The organism is Demequina sp. NBRC 110056 (genome assembly GCF_002090155.1).
Lineage (GTDB): Bacteria > Actinomycetota > Actinomycetes > Actinomycetales > Demequinaceae > Demequina.
Genome location: NZ_BBRM01000003.1, coordinates 155,911 through 177,930 on the forward strand (window position 1 = coordinate 155,911; position 22,020 = coordinate 177,930).

Consider the following 22,020-nt stretch of genomic DNA (forward strand, 5'->3'; position numbering starts at 1 on the left):
AAAGCGCGTGCCGAATCGCGACGGACCTTTGTCCTGACTGTCAACAAACTTCCGGTGACGGGGCCGTGACGAGTCGCTGGCGCCGCGATAGCGTGAGCCTCGTGATCGACCTCAACGCGGACCTGGGCGAGGGCTTCGGGCGGTGGAGCCTGACCGACGACGCGGGGCTCCTCGCCTCGGTGACGAGCGCCAACGTGGCCTGCGGCTTCCACGGCGGCGACCCGGTCACGATGCGCCGGGTGTGCGCCGATGCGGTCTCCGGGTCCGTGGCGATCGGCGCCCAGGTCTCCTACCGCGACCTCGCCGGCTTCGGCCGCCGGGCGATGGACATGCCCGCCGACGAGCTCGCCGCCGAGGTCGCCTACCAGGTGGGTGCGCTCGAAGTCTTCGCCGCAGGGGCAGGCGGCGGGGTCGACTACGTCAAGCCGCACGGCGCGCTCTACAACCGCGTGGTCGCGGACGCGGAGCAGGCCAAGGCCGTCGTCGACGGCGTGCTGCTCGCGTCCACCGCGTTCGGCGAGGCGCTTCCCGTGCTCGGGCTGCCGGGCTCGGAGCTGCTACGACTCGCGGCCGCCGCGGGCCTGCCGATCGTCGCCGAGGCCTTCCCCGACCGCGCCTACCTGCCGGACGGCACGCTCGTGCCGCGCTCGCGCGAGGGCGCGGTCATCGAGGACGCCGACGCGGTGGTGGACCGTGCGGTCGCCGTCGCGACCGGCCGCGCCGTGACCGCGATCGACGGCACGCCGCTGTCCATCGAGGCCGAGTCGCTGTGCGTGCACGGCGACACCGCCGGCGCGGTCGAGGTCGCCGCGCGCGTGCGTGCGGCGCTCGCCGAGGCCGGCGTCGACGTGCGGCCGTTCGTCGGCGTCGCCGATGCTGGCGACGGGGCCTGGTGAGGCTCGCGTGAGCGCCGCCTGCACGCGCCCGCGCCCGCGACCGGTGCGTCCTCAGCCGCGCTGCGCGACGCGCCCTGCTGTCTGCGGACGCTGAGCCATGGGCCGCGAGGTGCGACCCGTGATCGGCCGCGTCCTGCCCGTCGGCGAGGACGGCCTCCTGGTCGAGGTGGAGACGGCCGATGCGGTCGCCGCTGTCGCGCAGACCGCGCGGTCGCGGTTGGTTGCCGGCACCGGCACCGGCACCGGCACCGGCACCGGCACGTGCACGGACGCGGACACGGACACGGACGCGAGCGCGGCATGGTCGGCCCGGGAGATCGTCCCAGGTGCGACGACCGTGCTGATCGACGGCATCGAGGGAGTCGACCGCGATGCGCTCGCGGTCGAGATCCCGCGGTGGGAGGTGGCGTCTCTCGCGGGGGGTGACGGTCCGCTCGTTGAGGTGCCCATCGCGTTCGACGGGCCGGACCTCGACGCGGTCGCGAGCCTGTGGGGGGTCGAGGCCGAGGTCGTGATCGAGCGGCTGCTCGCGACCGAGCTGCTCGTCGCCTTCAGCGGGTTCGCGCCAGGATTTCCCTACCTCACCGGTCTGCCCGACGCGTGGGCGGTGCCGCGCCGCGCGTCGCCCCGCACCCGGGTTCCGGCCGGTGCGCTCGGACTGGCGGGTGCGTACGCGGGCATCTATCCGCGGGAGTCGCCGGGCGGCTGGCAGCTCGTGGGCCGCGCCGTCGACGTGACGCTGTGGGACTCGCTTCGCGAGCCGCCGGCGCTGCTCGCACCGGGCGTGCGGGTGCGCCTCGTGGACGCAGGGGCGCGCGCGGCAACGAGCTCGTCCACGGCTCCCGCAGCTGTGCCCGCAGCGGCGCAGTCGGAGCCATCGCACGCGCTCGAGGTGGTGCGCGCGGGCGCCCTCACGACGATTCAGGACTCCGGTCGGCGGGGGCACGCACACCTGGGTGTGCCGCGGTCCGGTGCGGCGGACGGTCCGGCGCGCGAGCGCGCCAACGCGCTGGTGGGCAACGAGGCAGACGCCGCGGTGCTCGAGACCACCCTCGACGGCTGCGCGATCCGCGTCCGGGCTCCGGCGGTGGTGGCCGTCACCGGGGCGACGGCGCCCGTGTGGGTCGGCGACGTTCCTGCGCCGCACGGTTCACCGCTGCGCCTCGCCGCCGGCCAGGTCATCGAGATCGGGACGGCGGATGCGGGGCTGCGCAGCTACCTCGCAGTGCGCGGCGGCGTCGCCGTCGAGCCGGTCCTCGGCAGCCGATCGACCGACGTGCTGTCCGGGCTCGGACCCGCGCCGCTGCGAGACGGCGACGCGCTCCCGGTGGGGACGGCCGCGTCCCTCGACCACGAAGGATTCGCACGCCTGCGCGCCCTCGCCGCGGCCCAGGTGCCGGAACGCGAGGAGCCGGCGAGCGCATCGGCCGTCTGTCTGAGGGTCCTTCCAGGACCCCGTGGCGACTGGTTCGCGCCGGCCGCGCTCGAGACGCTTCGGAGTGCGACCTACGAGGTGTCCGGCGACTCGAATCGTGTGGGCGTGAGGCTCGCGGGCCCGGCGCTCGAGCGGGCCGCGACGGCCGAGCTGGCGAGCGAGGGCATGGTGCTCGGCGCGATCCAGGTGCCGCCCAGCGGGCAGCCCGTCATCTTCCTCGCGGACCACCCGACCACGGGCGGCTACCCGGTGATCGGGGTGCTCGACGCGGACTCCGCGGCGCGCGCAGCACAGCTGCGCCCCGGCGACCGCGTCCGGTTCGTGTAGACGTCGCCCACATCACGGGCTCCGGCGACTCCTGCGTGTAGATCTGGACACGGGTGGTCGAACCCGGCCATTCACGCAGCGCGCACTCAAACGCGAGATGTGGGCGACGTCTACACGAACCGCGGGGAAAGGGGAGGGCGGCCGAGTGGACGGCTATTCTATTGAACGTTAACATTGAGGGCATGACCGATCTCGAAGCCGCGATCCAGAAGGTCCGTGAGGACGTCGCCGCCCTGCATGCGGAGCTGGTCCGCTACAACCTCATCGTGTGGACCGGGGGCAACGTCTCCGGTCGCGTACCCGGTGCCGACCTGTTCGTCATCAAGCCCTCGGGTGTGAGCTACGACGACCTCGCCCCGGACAACATGATCCTGTGCGACCTCGACGGCAACGTCATCCCGGGCACCCCGGGATCCGAGCGCAGCCCGTCCTCCGACACCGCCGCGCACGCCTACGTGTACCGCCACATGCCCGAGGTGGGCGGCGTGGTGCACACCCACTCGACGTACGGCGTCGCGTGGGCGGCCCGCGGCGAGGAGATCCCGTGCGTCATCACCGCGATGGCCGACGAGTTCGGCGGACCCATCCCGGTGGGGCCGTTCGCGATCATCGGCGACGACTCGATCGGCCGCGGCATCGTCGAGACGCTGCGCGGCCACCGCTCGCGCGGCGTGCTCATGCAGAACCACGGGCCGTTCACCATCGGCTCGTCCGCGAAGGACGCCGTCAAGGCCGCGGTCATGCTCGAGGATGTCGCCCGCACCGTGCACATCGCACAGCAGGGCGGCGACCTCATCCCCATCCCGCAGGAGGCGATCGACTCCCTCTACGCGCGCTACCAGAACGTCTACGGGCAGGCGTCCGACGACCGGCGCGACGGCGAGTCCGCCTGATGACGGCCGATGCGCTGGCCGGGTCGCGTACCGCACAGGGCTCATCAACAGCACTGGGCATTGAGCTGGGGTCGACGAGGATCAAGGCCTGCCTGATCGACGTGGACACCGCTGAGGTGCTCGCCGTGGGTTCCCACGCCTGGGAGAACCAGTACGCCGACGGGCTATGGACGTACACGCTCGAGGACGTGTGGGCCGGACTGCAGTCCGCCTACGCCGCGCTCGTCGCGGACGCGCGCTCCCGCCACGGGGTCGCGCCTACGAGTTACGGCGCCATCGGCGTCAGCGCGATGATGCACGGCTACCTGGCCTTCGACTCGGACGGCGAGCTGCTCACCCCCTTCCGCACCTGGCGCAACACGAACACCGGCGTCGCGGCCGCGGAGCTGACCGAGGCGCTCGGCGTGAACATCCCGCTGCGCTGGTCCATCGCGCACCTGCACCAGGCCGTGCTCGACGGCGAGGCCCACGTGGGCCGGCTCGACCACATCACGACCCTCGCGGGCTACGTGCACTGGCGCCTCACGGGCGAGAAGGTGCTGGGCGTGGGCGACGCGTCGGGCATGTTCCCCATCGACTCCGCCACCCGGGACTACGACGCGGCGATGCTCGACGCGTACGACGCGCTCGCGGCCGGTCGAGTCGACGCCCGCGCCCTGCTGCCCGAGGTCCGCGTCGCCGGCGCCGACGCCGGCGTGCTGACGGCCGAGGGAGCCGCGCTGCTCGACCCCACCGGGGCATTGCAGGCCGGGATCCCGCTCGCGCCTCCCGAGGGCGACGCGGGCACGGGCATGGTCGCGACCAACGCCGTCGCACCTCGGACCGGCAACGTCTCCGCAGGCACGTCGATCTTCGCCATGGTGGTGCTCGAGCGACCCCTCGCCAGCGCGCACGAGGAGATCGATCTCGTGACGACGCCGGTGGGCGACGCCGTCGCGATGGTGCACTGCAACAACGGCGCCTCCGAGCTGGGCGCGTGGGCGTCGCTGTTCACCCGGTTCGCCGAGGCGAGCGGGCAGCCGGCCGATGCGGACGCCGTCTTCGCGACGCTGCTCACCGAGGCGCTCGAGGCCGAGGCCGACGCGGGTGGCCTGCTGGCCTACAACACCCTCGCGGGGGAGCCCATCGCCGACCTCCCCGAGGGCCGGCCGCTTGTGGTCCGCACGCCCGACAGCCGCTTCACGCTCGCCAACTTCATGCGCGCCCAGGTGTACGGCGTGTTCGGCACGCTGAGCCTCGGCATGGAGGTGCTCGCGAGCGAGGACGTCGCGCTCGACCGGATGTTCGCGCACGGCGGCATCTTCCGCACCGCCGGGGTCGCGCAGCGCTTCCTCGCCGCGGCCGTGGGCGCCCCGGTAGCCGTGGGCGACACCGCCTCCGAGGGTGGCGCGTGGGGCATGGCCGTGCTCGCGGCGTTCCGCGCCGCCGGTCCCGACGCCGGTGACCTGCCCGCCTACCTCGATACCCAGATCTTCGCGGACGCCGAGGTGTCCGTCGTCGACCCGGACCCGGCCGACGTGGCCGGCTACACCGCCTACCTGGACCGCTACCGCGCCGGGCTCGCCGTCGAGCGCGCCGCCGCATCGGCCCTCTAGACCCCCCAGACCCAAGGAGAACCCGCATGACCCAGACCACGATCGCCCAGAATCCGCTGAGCCAGTACGAGATCTGGTTCGTCACCGGCAGCCAGAACCTCTACGGCGAGGAGACCCTGCGCCAGGTCGCCGAGCAGTCCCAGGAGGTCGTCGCCGGCCTCAACGGCCTGCCGGTGAAGGTCGTGTGGAAGCCTGTCCTCAAAGACACGGAGTCGATCCGTCGCCTCGCACTCGAGATCAACGCGCGCGACGACGTCATCGGCGTCATCGCCTGGATGCACACCTTCAGCCCCGCGAAGATGTGGATCACGGGGCTCGACGCGCTCCAGAAGCCGCTGCTGCACCTCCACACGCAGGCGAACGTCGAGCTCCCGTGGGAGGACATCGACTTCGACTTCATGAACCTCAACCAGGCCGCGCACGGCGACCGCGAGTTCGGCTACATCCAGTCGCGCATGGCGATCCCCCGCAAGACCGTCGTGGGCCACGTGTCCAACCCCGCGGTCACCGCGAAGATCGAGTCCTGGCAGCGCGCGTGCGCTGGCTGGGCCGCGGTGCGCACCCTCAAGCTGGCCCGCTTCGGCGACAACATGCGCCAGGTCGCCGTCACCGAGGGCGACAAGACCGAGGCAGAGATCCGTCTGGGCGTGCAGGTCAACACCTGGAGCGTCAACGAGCTCGCCGAGGCCGTCGCCGCGGCGACCGACGAGCAGGTCGACGCGCTCATCGAGGACTACCTCGCGAGCTACGACGTGGCCGAGGAGCTCCTGCCCGACGGCGACCGCCACCAGTCGCTGCGCGACGCCGCCGCCATCGAGGTGGGCCTGCGCTCGTTCCTCGAGGCCGGCGACTTCCACGCCTTCACGGACTCGTTCGAGGACCTCGGCGAGCTCAAGCAGCTTCCCGGGCTCGCGGTGCAGCGCCTCATGGCCGAGGGCTACGGCTTTGGCGCCGAGGGCGACTGGAAGACCGCGATCCTCGTCCGCGTCGCGAACGTCATGGGGGCGGGACTGCCCGGCGGCGCGAGCCTCATGGAGGACTACACGTACGACCTGGTGCCGGGCAACGAGCGCATCCTTGGCGCCCACATGCTCGAGGTGAGCCCCTCGCTGTCGAGCCAGAAGGCGCGTCTCGAGATCCACCCGCTCGGCATCGGCGGCAAGGAGGACCCGGTGCGCCTGGTCTTCACCGCCGACCCGGGTCCCGCGCTCGTGGTCGCGATGAGCGACATGCGCGACCGCTTCCGTCTCACGGCCAACGTGGTCGAGAACGTCGACGCCCCCGACCTTCCCAAGCTGCCCGTGGGCCGCGCGGTGTGGAAGCCGGCGCCGGACTTCGCCACGAGCGCCGAGTGCTGGCTGACCGCCGGCGCCGCCCACCACACCGTCATGACCACCGCCGTGGGCATCGAGGTGTTCCGCGACTTCGCCGAGATCGCGCAGCTCGAGCTGCTCGAGATCGACGAGGAGACCACGGCGCGCGGCTTCCGCGACCAGGTCCGCTGGAACAAGGCCTACTACCGCCTCGCCCAGGGGCTGTAGCCCTACCGCCAGCGCCCTGGAAGGCACTGAGTGCCGAAATCGGCTCGATTCCGGCACTCAGTGCCTTCTGGCGCGCGGGGTGAGTGACCGCGCGCGTCAGTCCTTGGGGTCGAGGTCCTCGGGCAGCGGCAGCACGATCTCGTCGGTGTGCATGGCCTCGTAGGCCGGCGGCTTCTCGTCGGCGCCCTCGGGGGCGTCGGTGTCCACCGGTCCCGGTGACGTGGGGATCTCCGCTCCCGGCGCCGCGGCGCCCGTCGGAGGGGCCGATGCGCCCGCCGGGTCCTCGCCCTCGGTCGCCTGGGCGGGGGGAGTCTGCTCGGGTGAGCCCGCCTCGACGGTGGCCGATGACTCGGCAGCGGCGCCGTCGGACTCGCCGGCGGTCTGCGCGACGGCGTCCTCCCAGGCCTGCGCCTCGGGAGTGTCCGAGCTGCCCGCGGACTCGACGCCAGGACGGCCTTCGTCTGCTCCGCTCCCATCGGTGGCCAGGTTCGCCGCCGAGGCGGCGCCAGCGACGCCCACCCCAGCCGCGCCGGAGGCGACGCCCGTGGGGGTCCCGGCGCGCGCATCGGCCTCCCGTCGGGAGCGCCCGGGGAGGTGCCAGCCCTTGGGATGCGGCAGGTGGGTCTTGGCGCCCTCGACGTCGATCTCGGCGGTGGTGGGCTCGAGCCCGTACTCCTCGCCGATGGTCTCCGTGATGTGGGACACGAAGTCCTCGCGGTTGGAGCGCAGGAAGGCGCTGTGCTCGCGTCTGAACGCCTTGATGGTGGCCAGACACATGCCGATCATCACCAGCGAGAACGGCAGCGCCGTGATGATCGCCGCGGTCTGCAGGGCGGACAGCCCACCGGACAGCAGCAGCGCGATCGCGACCAGCGCGGTGGTGCAGGCCCAGAAGACGCGGATCCATCGGCGGGGGCTCTCGTCGCCACCGGTGGTGAGCATCGACAGCACCAGCGAGCCGGAGTCCGAGCTGGTGACGAAGAAGACCGCGATGAGGATCATCGCGCCGATCGTGAGCGCGGTCCCGCCGGGCAGCAGCTCGAGCATCGCGAACAACGAGCCGTTGTAGTCGACCGAGCCGTCGGGCAGCAGGATCCCGCCGCCGCCGTAGAGCTCCTCGTACAGCGCGGTGCCGCCCATGACCGAGAACCACAGCATGGTGATGAGGGTCGGGACCAGCAGGATGCCCCACACGAACTCGCGGACGGTGCGGCCCTTGGACACGCGCGCGATGAACACGCCGACGAAGGGCGCCCACGAGATCCACCAGCCCCAGTAGAACGTGGTCCACGACGCCTGCCAGGCCTCGCCCGCGGCGCCCTGGAAGGCGGAGACGTTGAACGCGAGGCCCACGAACTCCTGGATGTACGCGCCGATCGACTGCACGAACTCGCGCATGAGGAACGCGGTGGGTCCGGCGAACAGGACGAACAGGAGCAGGAACAGCGCGAGCGCGAGGTTGATGTTCGACAGCCACTTCATGCCGCGCTGCAGGCCGGTCACGAGCGAGAAGATCGTGACGATCGTGATCGCGATGATCAGGACGATCTGGGTCTCGGTGGACGGCTCGGCGATGCCGACCGACTCGAGTCCCGAGGAGATCTGCAGCACGCCCAGGCCCAGCGAGGTGGCGACGCCGAAGAGAGTTCCGACGACGGCCGTGATGTCGATGACGTCGCCCCACGCGCCCTTGATGTGCTTGCCGAGCAGCGGCTCGAGCGCGTAGCGGATGGACACCGGGCGGCCGCGCCGGTGCACCGCGTAGGCGATCGCGAGCCCGACGACGATGTAGATGGCCCACGCGTGGATGCCCCAGTGCAGGAAGGTCTGCGCCATGGCCTGCTGGGCGAGCCGCTCCGGCGAGCCGGTCACTCCGGGGCGGGGGTCGGAGAAGTGCGCGAGGGGCTCGGAGACGCCGTAGAACACGAGGCCGATGCCCATGCCGGCCGCGAACAGCAGCGCGAACCACGAGAACATCGTGAACTGCGGCTTGTCGTCGTCCTTGCCGAGGCGGATGTTGCCGAACTTGCTGAACCCCATCACCAGCGCGAAGGCCACGAAGAACGCGGCGATCAGCACGTAGTACCAGCCGAACGAGTTGATGATGCCTGACTGGATGGCAGCGAAGAAGTCCTCGGCGACGGTGGGCGCGATGATCGCGAACAGGCAGAAGCTGAGGATGATGACGGCCGATGGCCAGAACACCCACTTCGCCAGCGTGGAGCGGGTCATCGGCTCGCGCCTGGTGGTCACACTGGTGCTGTCGCTCATGTCTCTCCTCCGACCTCCACGCTAGTGCGACCAGGGCCGATGAGCGCGGTGACCCGTCCGGCTCCCCTCCACGAAAGTGGGCCCACCTTCCTCGCCGCGCGCCTGTTGAGGATGAAAGTGGGCCCACTTTCGTCGTGCGGAGGGGGTGGTGCGGGGAGCATGCGCACCGCCCGGAGCGCCGATGCGCGGGCCGGGTCAGTCGCCCGTGTCGCCGTGGTCCCCGGCCGCCACGGCGGTGGGCTCGCGGTGACGCGCCGCCGGGGTGATCCAGCCGACCGCCCCAAGCACGGCGACGGTGACCGCGATCGCCACGGTCGCGTCGAGCAGCGGCAGCCACAGCGCTCCGAGCGCGAAGAACACGGCGGACGCGGCGAGCCAGCGCCAGGTGCCACCCGCCACGCGCATGAGCACCGCGCACGTCGCGGCGAACAGCGTCGCTCCCGCGCAGATGAGCAGGGACGACGCCGTGGACGCCTCCTCCGCGTCGAGCGCGATCACCGCCTCCTCGTTGCCGGCCGCGACCAGGATGATGCCCATGAGCAGCGGCAGGTGCAGGTACGTGTAGGCGTCGCGGGCGATGTCGGCCTTGCGCTCGTGGTCCGCGTCGTCAAGCGCCTGCTCGAGGGTGGGGCCCACGTCCTTGAAGTACGGCCACCACAGCGCGACGGCGACGAGCACGCCGAGCAGCCCGAGCGCGACCAGCGCCGGGCTGGGGTCGAAGCCCGCGGCGGTGATGCCGACGGCGAGCACGGACTCGCCCAGCGCCAGGATGACGAGCAGGTCGAACCGCTCGGAGAAGTGCGATCCCGACTGCACGCGCCAGCCGGGCCCGCGCACCGACAGGATCCAGGTGCCGAGCACGTCGAGCGCGACGGTGCCCGCCCACCACCACAGCCGCTGGTCGGGCGGCAGTAGCGCGCCGACCACGAGCAGCGCCCCGGCGGGGATCCATGCGGCCGTGGTGAGCAGGATCTGGCGGGTGAGGCGCTCGTCGCCGCGCGCGCCCCACAGGTACACGGCGGCGTGGACCACGCGGATGACGAGGTAGAGGGTTGCGAACGCCACGGGCGCGAACGAGCCGCCCTCGGCCTCCCAGATGCCCTGGATGGTGAGGGCGATGCCGAACACCGCGACCATGGCCACGATGAACCCCGCGAGCGGCAGCCCTCGGTCCGCGCGCATGACGTTGCCGAGCCACGTCCACGCGATCCACACCCACCACAGGACGGCGAGGACCACGAGGCCCTCGGCGACCGCTCGCCACGTGTGCTCTCCCGCGATCCACGAGGTCACCTGGATGAACGCGTAGACGTAGACGACGTCGAACAGCAGCTCCATCGTCGTGACGCGGTGGTCCTCGTCGTTGATGTGGGCCGCGAGGCTCCAGCGCTTGAGGCTCATGCCTGCAGACTAGGCGCGAGGCCTGGTGAGGCGGCGGACGAGGGCCCGCGCGCGCATCGGCCCTCCCACGGGACGGATGCGGAAGGTGCCGACGTCCGCGTGACGGACCTCGACCCCGTGGCGCGGCCACGGGCCCGGCGGCGTCACCGCGAGCTCCGACAGCGGCAGCGTCCACTCGAGCCCCTCGCGCGGCACCCAGCGCAGGGTCGTCCCGGTCACCTCGATCAGGCCGGTGCGCTGGGCGGCGCCACGCGTGGCGCCCATCCCGTGGTCACCGCGGTCGAGCGTGGCCTCGCACTCCCAGCGCCGTGGCATGCGCCCAGGCTAGGTCAGCCCTGCCTCACCCCGCGCGGCCCGCTTGGCCTTCAGCCCCGTGGCGTTGAGGACCGTGAGCAGCGTGTCGAGCTGCGCGAACGACACCTTGCCCTCGGAGGCCATGGCGATCGCACGCAGCGGCATGTTGGTGATGAACGCCTCCATGGTGGTGCGCACCTCGTCCGGGGTGTCGTCGCCCACGGGCAGCATCTTGCCGATCTGCGCGGTGAGCACGGCCTTCACGCGACCGCCGAGCCAGGTCTGGTCGAGGTCGCCGATGACCGAGTCGTAGTGCAGCGGGAACGCCGGGCGCGAGGCGGGGATCGGCCGCCCGATCAGCCGCGCGAACTCGCTCGCGGTGGCGATGGCCGAGGCGGGCCGGGCGGCCTCGGTGACGACGTCGTCGGACGTGAGGCGAATGGACTTGGTGGCGACGATCTCGGTCGACGACAGGCCCACGCGGAGCTCGTAGTCGCCCGCCTCGACCTTCCAGGCGCCGTCGGCCGCGTCGTAGACGGCGAACGAGCGCTCGTCGAGCTGCACCACCGCATCGGCGCTCTGACCGGGCTCGAGGGTGACCTTCGCGAAGCCCTTGAGCTCCTGCACCGGGCGGTGCAGGGTCGACACCGGGTCGTGCACGTAGACCTGCACGACGGTCGACCCGGCGCGGTCGCCGGTGTTGGTGACGGGCACCGTCACCTTGCGGGCAGCGCCGCGCCCGGTCACCTTCGGGGCGCCGAGCTCGAAGGTCGTGTACGACAGGCCGTGGCCGAACGCGAAGCGCGCGGGCACGCCGAACGTGTCGTGGAAGCGGTAGCCGACGTAGGGGCCCTCGCGGTACTGGACGAGGCGCGGGTCGTTCGCGAAGTCGTGGTTCGAGGGCAGGTCGGTCACCGCGACGGGGAAGGACTCCGCGAGGCGGCCGCCGGGCTCGGCGTCGCCGAACAGCACGTCCACGACGGCGCTGCCGGAGGCCTGGCCGCCCAGGTACGACTCGAGGATCGCGTTCGGGGCGTCCGCCCACGGCATGTCGACGGGCGCGCCGTTGGACAGCGTCACCACCACGCGGTCGTGTCGGGCGGTGATCGCCTGGATGAGGCGCACGTGCGAGGCGGGGACGTCGAGGTGGTCGCGGTCGTAGCCCTCGGACTCGAACGAGGTGGGCAGGCCGACCATGAGCACCACGGTGTCCGCGCCGTCGGCGGCGGCGAGGGCCTCCTGCAGCTGCGCGTCCGTCGCCTCGCCGGTCCCGGCGTCGTAGCCCGGCGCGTAGGTGAGCGTCGCGCCGTCGCCCAGGCGGGCGCGCATGGCCTCGAGCGCGGTGTCGAGCCGGGTGGTCTGGACGAGCGAGCTGCCGCCGCCCTGGTGACGCGGAGCCTCCGCGAAGGCGCCGATGAGGGCGATGCTGCCCTGGGGCGCGAGAGGCAGGATGCCGTCGTTGGTCAGCAGCACCGATCCCGCGGCGGCCGCGCGGCGGGCGAGCGCGTGGTGGTCGGCGTGCATCGCGTCGACGTGGGCGGCCGGGTGGCGGCTCGCCCGCTCCGCGGCGACGCGCAGCGCGAGCGCGATGACGCGCGCGGCGGCGGTGTCGAGGTCGCTCTCGCTCAGCTCGCCGGCGTCGATGGCCGCGCTCACGCGGGCGTCGAAGGCTCCCGTGCTCGACGGCATCTCGAGGTCGAGCCCGGCGTGCACCCCCACGGCGCGGTCGAAGGTCGCGATCCAGTCGGTCATCACCAGGCCGTCGAAGCCCCAGTCGTCGCGCAGGATCTCGGTGAGCAGCTTCCGGGACTCGCCCGCGTGCTCGCCGTTGACGAGGTTGTAGGCGCTCATGACGGTCCACGGCTGAGCCTCACGCACCGCGATCTCGAAGCCGGTGAGGTAGATCTCGCGCAGGGTGCGCTCGTCGACGATGGTGTCGAGCCCCATGCGGTTGGTCTCCTGGTTGTTGACCGCGTAGTGCTTGAGGCACGCGCCCACGCCCTCGGCCTGGATGCCGCGCACGAGCGCCGCGGCGGCGCGGCCGGCCAGCAGCGGGTCCTCGGACATGTACTCGAAGTTCCGGCCGCCGGCAGGGTGGCGCTTGATGTTGAGGCCGGGGCCCAGCAGCACGCCGATCTCCTCGGTGCGGGCCTCGAGCCCCAGGGCGTGCCCGACCTGCTCGAGGAGGTCGAGGTCCCACGTCGCGGCGAGCGCGCTGGCGGTGGGGAAGCAGGTGGCGGGCACGGACTCGTGCAGGCCGCCGTGGTCGCCGTCCCCGTTCTGCTTGCGCAGCCCGTGCGGGCCGTCGGTCATCATGAACGACGCCACGCCCTCGGAGTCGAGCGCCTCGGAGTACCACATGCTGGCTCCGGAGATGAGGCGGATGCGCTCCTCGCGGGGCAGGCGCGAGACGATCTCGAGGGCCTGCTCGGTGACCCCGTGGGGCAGGACGGGGGCGTCGGTGACGGTCATGATGCTCCTTGTGGCGGCGGCGATGCCTTGCCTATCTAAGACAGTTAGATAAGGTGGAGTCTAGGCGGGCCGATGCGCGCGCCGCAAGTCTCGACCGGCACGTGGGGAGGTGGCTGGGGTGGCAGGACGCATGACGCCAGAGGCGCGTCGCGAGTGGATCCTCGACGTGGCGCTCGCGGTCATCGACGCCGAGGGGCACCGCGGTCTCACGATGGCCGAGCTCGCCCGCCGGTGCGAGATGTCCACCCCGGGCCTCATGCACTACTTCCCCGACCTCGACACGCTGCTGGTGGCGCTCGTGCGCCGCCGCGACGAGCGCGACGACGCGGCGATCGACTGGGAGCGCGCAGTCGCCGAAGGTCCGCGCGCGCTGCTCGACAGGACCGTGGAGAACATCGTCGCGCTGCCGCACGCGGCGCGGCTGTTCGCGATGGTCGAGGCGGACGCGCTCGACCCGTCGCACCCCGGCCACGCCTACTTCCGGGAGCGCGCGGCGATGCTCGAGGTCGGGCTCGCGGCCCTGCTCGACGGGCCCGATCCGCGCCGGCGTGCGCGGCGGATCTTCGCGGCCATGGACGGGCTCCAGCTGCACTACCTGCGCGATCCCGAGGGCTTCGACATGCGCGCCGAGTGGGCGGCGACGGCGGACGCCCTGCTCGCGTAGCGCCCGCGCGGTGACTTCTTCACCTTCCGCGCGCCCGTCACGATGAAAGTGGGCCCACTTTCATCGCGAGCGTGGGGTCGGCCAGGAGGAGAGGACCGCCACGAGCAGAGGGCCTCCAGCAGCGCCGATGCGCTCGTCGGCTCACAGCGCGTCGAGCGCCTCCCGCGTCAGGGTCCCCGGCGCTGGCGCGCCGGCGAGGGCGGACGGGTCCGCGCCCCAGCCCGCATAGAGGCCGTGCAGCGCGGTGACGGCGGCGCCCGCGGCGCCCGCGAGGTCGCCCAGCTCCGTGGCCACCACGCGTGGTGCGACGGTGAGCGTCGCCGCGAGCGCCTCCTCGTAGCGAGCGAGGTCGCCCGTGAGGGACTTCGCGATGCCCCCGCCGAGCACGATGACGTCGGGGTCGCTCGCCACCGCGACGGCGGCGAGCACGGTGGTGAGCGCCCGGTCGAAGTCGGCGCGCAGCGCGGCCGCCGGGCCGGGGCGGAACACCGCGGCCGGATCGTCGAGCGCGATGCCCGCGGCGACGGCGCGGGCCAGCAGGCCGGGTCCGGTGACGAGCGCCTCGAGCGTCAGCCCCTCGGGGCCCGCGGGGATCTGGCCGAACTCTCCGACGAGCCCGCGCCGACCGCGCACGATGGCCCCGTCGACCGCGAGCCCCACGCCGAGGCCCGCGCCGAGCGTGACCATCGCCGCGGACGTCGCATCGGCCGCCGCGCCCGCGTGCTGCTCGCCGACGAGGGCGAGGTTCGCATCGTTGTCCACCGCGACGAGCGCGCCCCCGGAGCCGGCCTCGAGCGCCTCGAGGAAGGCGGGGTCCTCGACCTGGCGGAGGTTGGCGGCATTCGAGATGCGGCGCACCGCGCCGGTCGCGGGGTCGGACGCTGCGGCGGCTACAGCGCCGGGCAGTCCCACGGCGAGGGCGAGGCCCCGCGGGGCAGGGGAGGGCCGCGCGCCGCCCGGGACCGCACCGGCGTCGCGTGCGCGGTCCCCGACCTCCTCTGCGATGTCCTGCAGCCACCGGGCTAGCTCCGCCGGACCGAGCGTGGCGGGCGTCGGCACGTCCGCGGTCGCGCGCGCCGTGCCCGTCGCGTCCACCGCGACGGCCCGCGTGCGCGACGCGCCCAGGTCGATCCCGACGGCGAGCCCCGCGCCAGGAGCCACGTCGAGCAGCACCTCGCGGCGTCCGCGACGGTCGGCGGCGACCTCCGCCACCTCGACCACGAGGCCCTCGGTCATCAGCGCGTCGACGGCGCGCGTCACTGTCGCGGGGGAGGCCCCGGTCGCGAGCGCGAGGCGCTTGCGGCTCGCAGGCCGCAGGCGCAGCAGCGCCGCGAAGATCCTGCCGCGGGTGCGGTCCACCATGCGTTCGGCCTCCTCCGCGAGCCGACGTCGGCGGCCCGCTTGACGCATTTGTTTTCACCGCGCAAACTATCACGCACCCGCCGCCGCGACCCGCTGGGGCGAGCCGTCGAACGACCGCGAGAGGAGCCGTCGTGACCACCGCACTGCCCGCCTCGTCCCCCAGCCCGGCCGGCGCATCGGCGCTGCCCACGGCAACGGTGCAGACCGTCCTCGGGCCGGTCGACCCGGCGACGCTGGGCCGCGTGATGGTCCATGAGCACCCGCTGTCGCTGGCGCCGGGCCCATGGACCACGGGCGGCGGCGACGTCGACGAGCACGCCATCGCGCTCGCGGCCTCTGCGCTCGCGCCGCTGCTGGATCACGGCATCGACGTCGTGGTCGACCTCAGTCCGTACGGCGTCGTCGGGAGAGCCGACCACGGCGAGAACATCGAGCTGCTGGCCGAGGTGTCGCGGCGCTCGGGGGTGCACATCGTCGCCGGCACGTCCGTCTACCTCGAGGCCTTCAGCCCCGCGTGGACCGTGGACGCCGGGCTCGACGCGATGGCCGAACGGATGTCCGCCGACCTCACGCGCGGCATCGCGGGCACCGCCGTCCGGGCGGGCGTGCTCGGCGAGCAGGCGACCGGGCTCGGCGCGATCACGCCCCACGAGGACAAGTGCCTGCGCGCGGCGGCCCGTGCCCACCTGCGCACCGGCGCCGCGATCATGACGCACACGACGCACGGCACCATGGCGCTCGAGCAGGTCGCGATCCTCCGGGACGAGGGCGCCGACCTGTCGCGCGTCGTCATCGGCCACATGGACATCCAGCCCGACATCGACGTCCTCGCCGCCGTCCTCGAGATGGGCGCGTGCCTCGCCCTCGACACCATCGGCAAGCAGCACTGGGACTTCTTCCTCGCCCCACAGCCCACCCCCGAGACGGACGGCGAGTACGGCAAGCGCGGCTACTTCCGCTCCGACCTGTCGCGAGCCCGCATCCTCGCCGAGCTGTGGCGACGCGGCTATGGCGACCAGATCCTCCTGGCCCAGGACCTCACCGGCGCCGAGGTGTCGCTCAACCCGACCACGCACGGCCAGTGGGGGTACGCCTACCTGCCCGCGGTCTTCCTGCCACTCGCCATGGAGCACGGGCTGCCGCCGGAGGCCGCCGACACGCTCCTGCGATCGACGCCGCTGCGCCTGCTCACGCTCGGAGGTGGCTCATGACGCTCGTCGTCGGGGTGGACCTCGGCGGCACCAAGGTGCGTGCCGCGATCGCCGACGCCCGCGGCGAGATCCTCGCCGTCGACGAGGTGCGCACGGCCGATGCGGGCGCCGGGCTCGCGGCGGCCGTCGCCGCCCTCGAGGGCCGGCTCGTCGCCCAGGTCGGGGCAGCGGCAGCCGACGTCGCCGTCACCGCCGTCGGCGGCGCGGGAGTGGTGACCGGGGACGGGTTCACGGACGCCCCGCACCTCGACGCGACCGCCGCGGCCACGCTCGGCGGCGACCTCGCTGTGCTCGTGGGCCACCCGGTGGCGCTCGAGAACGACGTCAACGTCGCCGCGCTCGGGGCTCTGCACGCGCGCGAGGCCGGCGAGTCGTTCGCCTTCGTGTCGCTCGGCACCGGCATCGGCATGGGCCTCGTGATCGACGGTCGGATCGTGCGCGGCGCGCGCGGCGCCGCGGGCGAGATCGGCTACCTGCCCATGGGCGCCGATCCGACGGATCCCGACAACCACCGCCGCGGCGCCCTCGAGGAGGTCGCCGCTGGCGAGACCGTCGCTCAGCGCTACGCGGACCTCGCCGGCGTCGAGCTCGACACCGCGGAGGTGTTCGCGGCTGCCGCGCGCGGCGACGCGGGCGCCGAGGCGGCCGTCGACGCCTACGCCCGCTGGGTCGCCCACGCGGTCGGCGCCGTCATCGCCGTCGTCGACCCCGCGCTCATCCTGCTCGGCGGCGGCATCGGCTCGCGGGAGGACCTCGCTCCGCGGGTGCGCGACTGGCTCGCCGCGCTGGGGTTCGTCGACACCGAGGTGCGCGCCAGCGCCCTCGGCGGCCGCGGGCCCCTCCTCGGCGCGGTGCGCCTCGCCCTGTCCACGTCCTCGCCCGAGCCAGCACGCGCATCGGCCCTCACCTAGGAGACACCCGTGTTCCTCGACGTCCTGCGACGCCGCAACCCCGCCCTCGTGCGCGACGCCGTCGCGCTGCACCAGGCCGGCGCGATCCCCGCCAACTGCACGGTGCTCGACCTCGACACGATCGGGCGCAACGCGGACGCGTTCGTGGCCGAGGCGAGCCGGCTGGGCCTCACGCCGTTCGCGATGACCAAGCAGATCGGCCGCAACCCGGACGTGTCGCGCGCGCTCGTCGCCCGCGGCATCACCCACGCCGTCGGCGTCGACCTCGAGTGCGCGATCGCCGCGGCGCACGGCGGGCTGTCCGTCGGGCACGTGGGGCACCTCGTGCAGGTCCCACGCCACCGGGCCGCGGACGCCGCCGCGCTGCGCCCGGCGTACTGGACCGTCTTCTCCTTCGACAAGGCACGGGAGGCGGGAGCCGCCGCGACGGCGCTCGGGCGGGAGCAGGCGGTCCTCGCGCGCATCACCGCCCCCGGCGACCGGTTCTATCGCGGCCACGAGGGCGGCTTCGACGCCGCCGACGTCGTGGCCGTGGCCGACGCGCTCGACGCGATCCCCGGCGTCCGCTTCGCGGGCGTGACGAGCTTCCCGGCGACGTTGTTCGACGCGGCGACGGGGCGCGCGGCCTCGACCCCCAACCTCGCGACCCTGACGCGCGCCAAGGAGGCGCTGCTCGCGGCCGGACGCGAGCACGTCGAGCTCAACGCGCCCGGCACGACCTCGACGTCGATCCTCGAGACGCTCGCGGCGGCGGGCGCGACCCAGGTCGAGCCCGGACACGGGCTCACCGGCACCACTCCGCTGCACGCCGTCGAGGACCTGGTCGAGGAGCCCGCGATCGCGTACATCAGCGAGGTCTCGCACCTGCACAGGGACGAGGCGTTCGTGTTCGGCGGCGGACTGTATGTCGACCCGGTGCTGGGCGACGCGTCGACGCGCGCGCTCGTGGTGGGCGCGGGCCAGGACCCCGCCGCCGTCGAGCCGCGGCCCGTCGACATGCCCGCGGCGAACGCCATCGACTACTACGCGACGGTGTCCGCCGCCGAGGTGAGCACCGGCGACACGGTCGTCATGGGCTTCCGCCCGCAGGTGTTCGTGTCGCGCTCGCTCACGGCCGCGATCAGCGGCGTCGGGACGGGCGCGCCCCGGGTCGAGGGCGTGTGGTCGGCGGACGGCTCGGCACCCCTGGCGGTGCCGTCGCGCTGATCTCAGGTGCGGGAGCGCCAGGCCGAGATTTTCGCAAGAGGGTGTTTGCTTATGATGGGCGCGTGCCTGCACCGAATCGCCCCCCGCGCCCCGTCCGCACCGTCGCCGTCGTCCGCAAGGAGACGCTGAGCCCGACGATGGTGCGGGTGATCGTCGGCGGCCCGGCCATCGACGACCTTCCGCCGCTGAGCTACACGGACCACTACGTCAAGCTGAAGTTCGGCGACGTGACGCGCACGTACACGATCCGTTGGCTCGACCACGAGGCGCGCGAGATGGCGCTGGACTTCGTCATCCACGGCGACGAGGGCCTCGCGGGGCCGTGGGCGCGCGACGCGCAGGCCGGCGACGAGATCAGCTTCATGGGTCCCGGCGGCGCGTGGGCACCCCGCGGTGACGCAGACGTCCACCTGCTCGTGGGCGACGACTCGGCGCTGCCCGCGATCGCCGCCGCGCTCGAGGCGCTGCCGAGCCACGCGCGCGCCGAGGTCTTCCTCGAGGTGCCTGATGCGGCGTCACGCCAGGAGCTCCCCGTCACCGACGGCACCGTCGTCCACTGGGTCGAGCGCGACGCTCACGGCCTGGGCTACGGCGAGGCTCTGACCTACGCGGTGCAGACCGCCACGTTCCCGGAGGGCGACCTCGAGGCGTTCGTCCACGGCAACGCGGACATGATCAAGCCGCTGCGCCACTACCTCTTCAACGAGCGCGAGGTGCCGCGGGACAAGGTCTCCATCTCCGGCTACTGGCGCACCGGCATGAACGAGGACGGCTGGCAGTCGTCGAAGCGCGAGTTCGTCGCCGCGATGGAGGCCGAGCAGGACCGCTGAGCGCCGATGCGCGGGCTGACCCCTCGGTCACACGCGCCCGAGCAGCGGCGGCAGGATGAGGATCGCCACGACGGCCCACGCGCCGTAGACCACCAGCAGCCCGGTCTGCCAGCGCTCGAGGGCGCGTGTGGCGCCCGGGTGGTCCCGCAGCAACCGCACGAGCAGCCACCCGGTCACAGCGAGGTTCACGAGCAGGATCACGTTGATGCCCAGCACGACCGCGCGGTTGATGGTCCACCCGTCGTCGAGACGGCCCACGATGTTCACCAGGGCGACCGCGTCGAGCACGAGCGCGCCGCCCACCAGCGCCAGCTGGGTGCGCTCGAACCACCCCGCGACCGCGTCGTCCGGGCGGGCCGTGAGGCTGTAGAGCACCAGCGCGACGGCGATCACGAGCACCGCGTCGCACACGAGCAGCACGTCCCGGTCGAGGGCCAGCGCCTGACCGCTCAGCGCGACGACGGCCAAGAGGGCGACGAACGTCAGCGCGAACAGCGGCGTGAACACGCGAGCGAGCACGGGCGCCATGTTCTCGATCACCGATTGCTTCGAGTCGACGAGCCACGCCGCGATGACCACGGCTCCGGCGGCGCCGGACGGGATCAGCCAGCCCTCGACGAACAGCCCCGCGTCCACGCCCGCCGCTTGTGACACGGCGACCGTCACGCCCGCGAGGGCGCCGCCCCCGGCGGCCAGCAGCGCCATGTAGATGACCCACTCGCCGGAGAACCGCACGGCCTCCATGCGTCCGTCGACGTCGCGCCACCGGCGACCGGCGTACGCGACGCCCACCACCAGCCAGGTGAGGATCGGCACGTGCAGCGCGGTGACGAGCATCGCGTCGCTGTGCGCGTCCAGCGGCAGCACGTTCGCGACGACCGCTACCCCGACGAGGGCGCCCAGGGTTGCGAGCGCGAAGGTGCGGCCCTGGGGTCTGCGCCACAGCAGGTAGGCGACGAGCGCGGCGAGGCCGAGCAGCGACGCGTTGCGCAGGTAGAGCTCCTCGCCCGCGCTCCACAGGCGCGGCACCTGCACCAGGAGTCCGCCGAGCACGGCGAAGGCGACGGCCGCGAGGCCCCCGGCGCGCGCATCGGCCCTCTGCGTGGGGGCTCCGCCGAGCACGAGCTGCTTCCACAGGCGCTTCGAGTTCTCCTGGGCGAACTCGCGGGCGATCGCGTCCTGGCTGCCGAGGCGCTTGACGGCCACGAGGAACGCCTCCTCGTCGCTCAGCCCGGCGTCGAGGAGGGCCTCGACGTGCCCGCGCAGGTGGTCCTCGAGCTCGTCGACGTCGGCGGTGCCCATGGCGCCGCGGCGCTCCAGGTGCGCGCGCCAGAGCCCGATCTGCCCGTCGAGGGCAGAGGCCTCCTCGGGCGCGCTCACGCGAGCGCCTCACGTGGTCCGGCGGCTGCGCGCAGCTCTGCCCGAGCGCCGTTCCACGCCGCGTCGAGCGCGGAGGCCACCGCGCTCCACTGCGCTCGATGGTCGGCGATGGCCGCCGTGCCGGAGGGGGTGATCGAGTAGTACTTCCGGCGCCTCCCGCTCTCGGAGGCGCCCCAGCGGCTGGCGACGAGCCCGTTGCGCTCGAGCCGGTGCAGCAGGGGATAGAGCAGGCCGTCCGTCCACTCGAGCTCTCCGCCGGACAGCTCGCCCACGCGCTTGATGATCGCGTAGCCGTAGCTGTCGGCATCGGCGAGGATGCTCAGCACCAGTGGCGCCGCACTCGCCGCCACCAAGTCCTTGGGGATGTCCATGGGTCGCCTCCTCCAGGATGCGCCGGCATCCCTTGAGGCAGTATGCATAGCAGTTCTAGGTATGTCAACGCGCGTGAGCCCTAGGGTGGAGGGCGTGACGCCCTTCGCCCGGCTCGCCACCGCGGTCGCCGCGCTGCGATGCCCCGTCTGCCGCGAACGGCTGCACGCGGCCGAGTCCGGGCTGGAGTGCCAGCGGGGCCATCGCTTCGACGCGGCGCGCCAGGGGTACGTCAACCTGCGCTCGAGCGCTCGCCTCACCGGTTCCGCTGACACGCCGGCGATGGTCGCCGCCCGCGAGCGGCTCCAGGGCTCGGGTGCGTACGACGCCGTCGCGCAGGCGCTGACGGAGGCTGCCCTCCGCGCGGCGCCGCGCGACGGAGCCGAGCCCAGCGGCGTCGTGCTCGACCTCGCCGGCGGCACGGGCTTCTACCTCGCTCGCGTGCTCGACGCGCTCCCGCAAGCCGAGGGCATCTGCCTCGACGCCTCCGTGCCAGCGCTCAAACGGGCGGCCCGCGCGCACCCGCGCGCCCTCGCCCTCGGCGCCGACGCACGTGCGGCGCTGCCGCTCGCGGACGGGTCCTGCGCGCTGGTCACGAGCGTGTTCGGCCCCCGCGATCCCGCCGAGGTGCGACGCGTGCTGGCGCCGGGCGGCGCGCTCGTGGTCGTCACGCCCCGGCCGGAGCACCTGCGCGAGCTCGTGCGTGCGGTCAGCGGCGTCGAGGTGGACGAGCGCAAGGGCGAGCGCCTCGCGGAGCAGCTGCGCGCGTACGAGGTCGTGGAGTCGCGTGTCGTCGACACCGAGGTCGACTGGGACGCCACGCAGGCACGCGACGCGCTCGCGATGGGACCGTCCGCCCACCACCTCGACGAGGCCGCGCTTGCCGCGGTGGGCGCGGTCTCGACGCGCCTCGCGGTCGACGTGGTCACGTACGCGCCGCGCGCGTGAGGCGCCGCTGCGCG

18 protein-coding genes are annotated in these 22,020 nt (G+C 73.2%); 11 read left to right on the plus strand and 7 right to left on the minus strand.

Annotation, left to right across the window (positions count from 1 at the left end):
* Positions 1-104: 104 nt before the first annotated feature.
* The 5 genes from B7K25_RS05185 (at position 105) to araA (ending at position 6,687) form a co-directional block, all read left to right on the plus strand.
* Positions 105-896 (plus strand): LamB/YcsF family protein, encoded by a 792-nt coding sequence (locus B7K25_RS05185; RefSeq protein WP_200807858.1) that lies wholly within the window; start codon positions 105-107, stop codon positions 894-896.
* Positions 897-1,014: 118 nt separating this feature from the next.
* Positions 1,015-2,658: a 5-oxoprolinase/urea amidolyase family protein gene (locus tag B7K25_RS05190; protein ID WP_159450119.1), complete on the plus strand. Its 1,644-nt coding sequence runs from the start codon at positions 1,015-1,017 to the stop codon at positions 2,656-2,658.
* Between the two features lie 182 nt (positions 2,659-2,840).
* Entirely contained in the window at positions 2,841-3,551 is a 711-nt protein-coding gene (locus tag B7K25_RS05195) for an L-ribulose-5-phosphate 4-epimerase (RefSeq protein ID WP_084104656.1), read from the plus strand.
* A complete protein-coding gene (locus tag B7K25_RS05200) occupies positions 3,551-5,146 on the plus strand; it encodes a xylulokinase (RefSeq protein ID WP_084104657.1) in 1,596 nt (531 codons plus the stop codon). Before B7K25_RS05195 ends, B7K25_RS05200 begins: the two co-directional genes overlap by 1 nt.
* A gap of 26 nt (positions 5,147-5,172) precedes the next feature.
* Positions 5,173-6,687 (plus strand): L-arabinose isomerase, encoded by a 1,515-nt coding sequence (araA, locus tag B7K25_RS05205; RefSeq protein ID WP_084104658.1) that lies wholly within the window; start codon positions 5,173-5,175, stop codon positions 6,685-6,687.
* 96 nt (positions 6,688-6,783) lie between these two features.
* On the opposite strand, the gene B7K25_RS05210 is transcribed toward araA, so the two are convergent.
* From B7K25_RS05210 to B7K25_RS05225, 4 genes are all read right to left on the minus strand, one after another.
* Entirely contained in the window at positions 6,784-8,958 is a 2,175-nt protein-coding gene (locus B7K25_RS05210) for a BCCT family transporter (protein ID WP_084104659.1), read from the minus strand.
* Positions 8,959-9,153: 195 nt separating this feature from the next.
* Positions 9,154-10,359, minus strand: coding sequence for a low temperature requirement protein A (locus B7K25_RS05215; protein WP_084104660.1), 1,206 nt, complete (start codon positions 10,357-10,359; stop codon positions 9,154-9,156).
* 9 nt (positions 10,360-10,368) lie between these two features.
* A complete protein-coding gene (locus tag B7K25_RS05220) occupies positions 10,369-10,674 on the minus strand; it encodes a hypothetical protein (protein ID WP_084104661.1) in 306 nt (101 codons plus the stop codon).
* Between the two features lie 9 nt (positions 10,675-10,683).
* A complete protein-coding gene (locus B7K25_RS05225; protein WP_084104662.1) occupies positions 10,684-13,125 on the minus strand; it encodes a glycoside hydrolase family 3 C-terminal domain-containing protein in 2,442 nt (813 codons plus the stop codon).
* A gap of 118 nt (positions 13,126-13,243) precedes the next feature.
* Between B7K25_RS05225 and B7K25_RS05230 the strand changes: the two genes are divergently transcribed.
* Positions 13,244-13,789, plus strand: a complete 546-nt coding sequence (locus tag B7K25_RS05230) for a TetR/AcrR family transcriptional regulator (RefSeq protein WP_144018857.1) — start codon at positions 13,244-13,246, stop codon at positions 13,787-13,789.
* A 141-nt stretch (positions 13,790-13,930) separates the two neighbouring features.
* On the opposite strand, the gene B7K25_RS05235 is transcribed toward B7K25_RS05230, so the two are convergent.
* Positions 13,931-15,151, minus strand: a complete 1,221-nt coding sequence (locus B7K25_RS05235; RefSeq protein WP_159450120.1) for an ROK family transcriptional regulator — start codon at positions 15,149-15,151, stop codon at positions 13,931-13,933.
* Between the two features lie 131 nt (positions 15,152-15,282).
* On the opposite strand from B7K25_RS05235, the gene B7K25_RS05240 reads away from it, so the two are divergent.
* From B7K25_RS05240 to B7K25_RS05255, 4 genes are all read left to right on the plus strand, one after another.
* Positions 15,283-16,362 carry a phosphotriesterase gene (locus tag B7K25_RS05240; RefSeq protein WP_200807851.1) on the plus strand — a complete coding sequence of 360 codons (1,080 nt, stop codon included), beginning with the start codon at positions 15,283-15,285 and terminating at the stop codon, positions 16,360-16,362.
* Entirely contained in the window at positions 16,359-17,273 is a 915-nt protein-coding gene (locus B7K25_RS05245; RefSeq protein WP_084104665.1) for an ROK family protein, read from the plus strand. The genes B7K25_RS05240 and B7K25_RS05245 overlap by 4 nt, the downstream gene beginning before the upstream one ends.
* A 9-nt stretch (positions 17,274-17,282) precedes the next feature.
* On the plus strand, positions 17,283-18,479 hold the full coding sequence (locus B7K25_RS05250; RefSeq protein ID WP_084104666.1) for an alanine racemase: 1,197 nt from the start codon (positions 17,283-17,285) through the stop codon (positions 18,477-18,479).
* A 62-nt stretch (positions 18,480-18,541) separates the two neighbouring features.
* Complete coding sequence (locus B7K25_RS05255) at positions 18,542-19,309, plus strand: siderophore-interacting protein (protein ID WP_234988086.1); 768 nt, start codon at positions 18,542-18,544, stop codon at positions 19,307-19,309.
* Positions 19,310-19,336: 27 nt separating this feature from the next.
* On the opposite strand, the gene B7K25_RS05260 is transcribed toward B7K25_RS05255, so the two are convergent.
* Both B7K25_RS05260 and B7K25_RS05265 read right to left on the minus strand, forming a co-directional pair.
* The gene (locus B7K25_RS05260; RefSeq protein ID WP_084104667.1) at positions 19,337-20,689 is read right to left on the minus strand and encodes a permease prefix domain 1-containing protein; all 1,353 of its coding nucleotides are present in this window, start codon (positions 20,687-20,689) and stop codon (positions 19,337-19,339) included.
* Positions 20,686-21,060, minus strand: a complete 375-nt coding sequence (locus B7K25_RS05265; RefSeq protein ID WP_084104668.1) for a PadR family transcriptional regulator — start codon at positions 21,058-21,060, stop codon at positions 20,686-20,688. The genes B7K25_RS05260 and B7K25_RS05265 overlap by 4 nt, the downstream gene beginning before the upstream one ends.
* 94 nt (positions 21,061-21,154) lie before the next feature.
* On the opposite strand from B7K25_RS05265, the gene B7K25_RS05270 reads away from it, so the two are divergent.
* Positions 21,155-22,006: a putative RNA methyltransferase gene (locus B7K25_RS05270; protein ID WP_159450121.1), complete on the plus strand. Its 852-nt coding sequence runs from the start codon at positions 21,155-21,157 to the stop codon at positions 22,004-22,006.
* Positions 22,007-22,020: the final 14 nt, after the last annotated feature.

Bases quoted from the DNA above. Each gene is read 5' to 3' on its own strand.
- B7K25_RS05195 (WP_084104656.1), top strand. From the start codon at position 2,841: ATGACCGATCTCGAAGCCGCGATCCAGAAGGTCCGTGAGGACGTCGCC.
- B7K25_RS05200 (WP_084104657.1), top strand. From the start codon at position 3,551: ATGACGGCCGATGCGCTGGCCGGGTCGCGTACCGCACAGGGCTCATCA.
- araA (WP_084104658.1), top strand. From the start codon at position 5,173: ATGACCCAGACCACGATCGCCCAGAATCCGCTGAGCCAGTACGAGATC.
- B7K25_RS05210 (WP_084104659.1), bottom strand. From the start codon at position 8,958: ATGAGCGACAGCACCAGTGTGACCACCAGGCGCGAGCCGATGACCCGC.
- B7K25_RS05215 (WP_084104660.1), bottom strand. From the start codon at position 10,359: ATGAGCCTCAAGCGCTGGAGCCTCGCGGCCCACATCAACGACGAGGAC.
- B7K25_RS05220 (WP_084104661.1), bottom strand. From the start codon at position 10,674: ATGCCACGGCGCTGGGAGTGCGAGGCCACGCTCGACCGCGGTGACCAC.
- B7K25_RS05225 (WP_084104662.1), bottom strand. From the start codon at position 13,125: ATGACCGTCACCGACGCCCCCGTCCTGCCCCACGGGGTCACCGAGCAG.
- B7K25_RS05235 (WP_159450120.1), bottom strand. From the start codon at position 15,151: ATGGTGGACCGCACCCGCGGCAGGATCTTCGCGGCGCTGCTGCGCCTG.
- B7K25_RS05245 (WP_084104665.1), top strand. From the start codon at position 16,359: ATGACGCTCGTCGTCGGGGTGGACCTCGGCGGCACCAAGGTGCGTGCC.
- B7K25_RS05265 (WP_084104668.1), bottom strand. From the start codon at position 21,060: ATGGACATCCCCAAGGACTTGGTGGCGGCGAGTGCGGCGCCACTGGTG.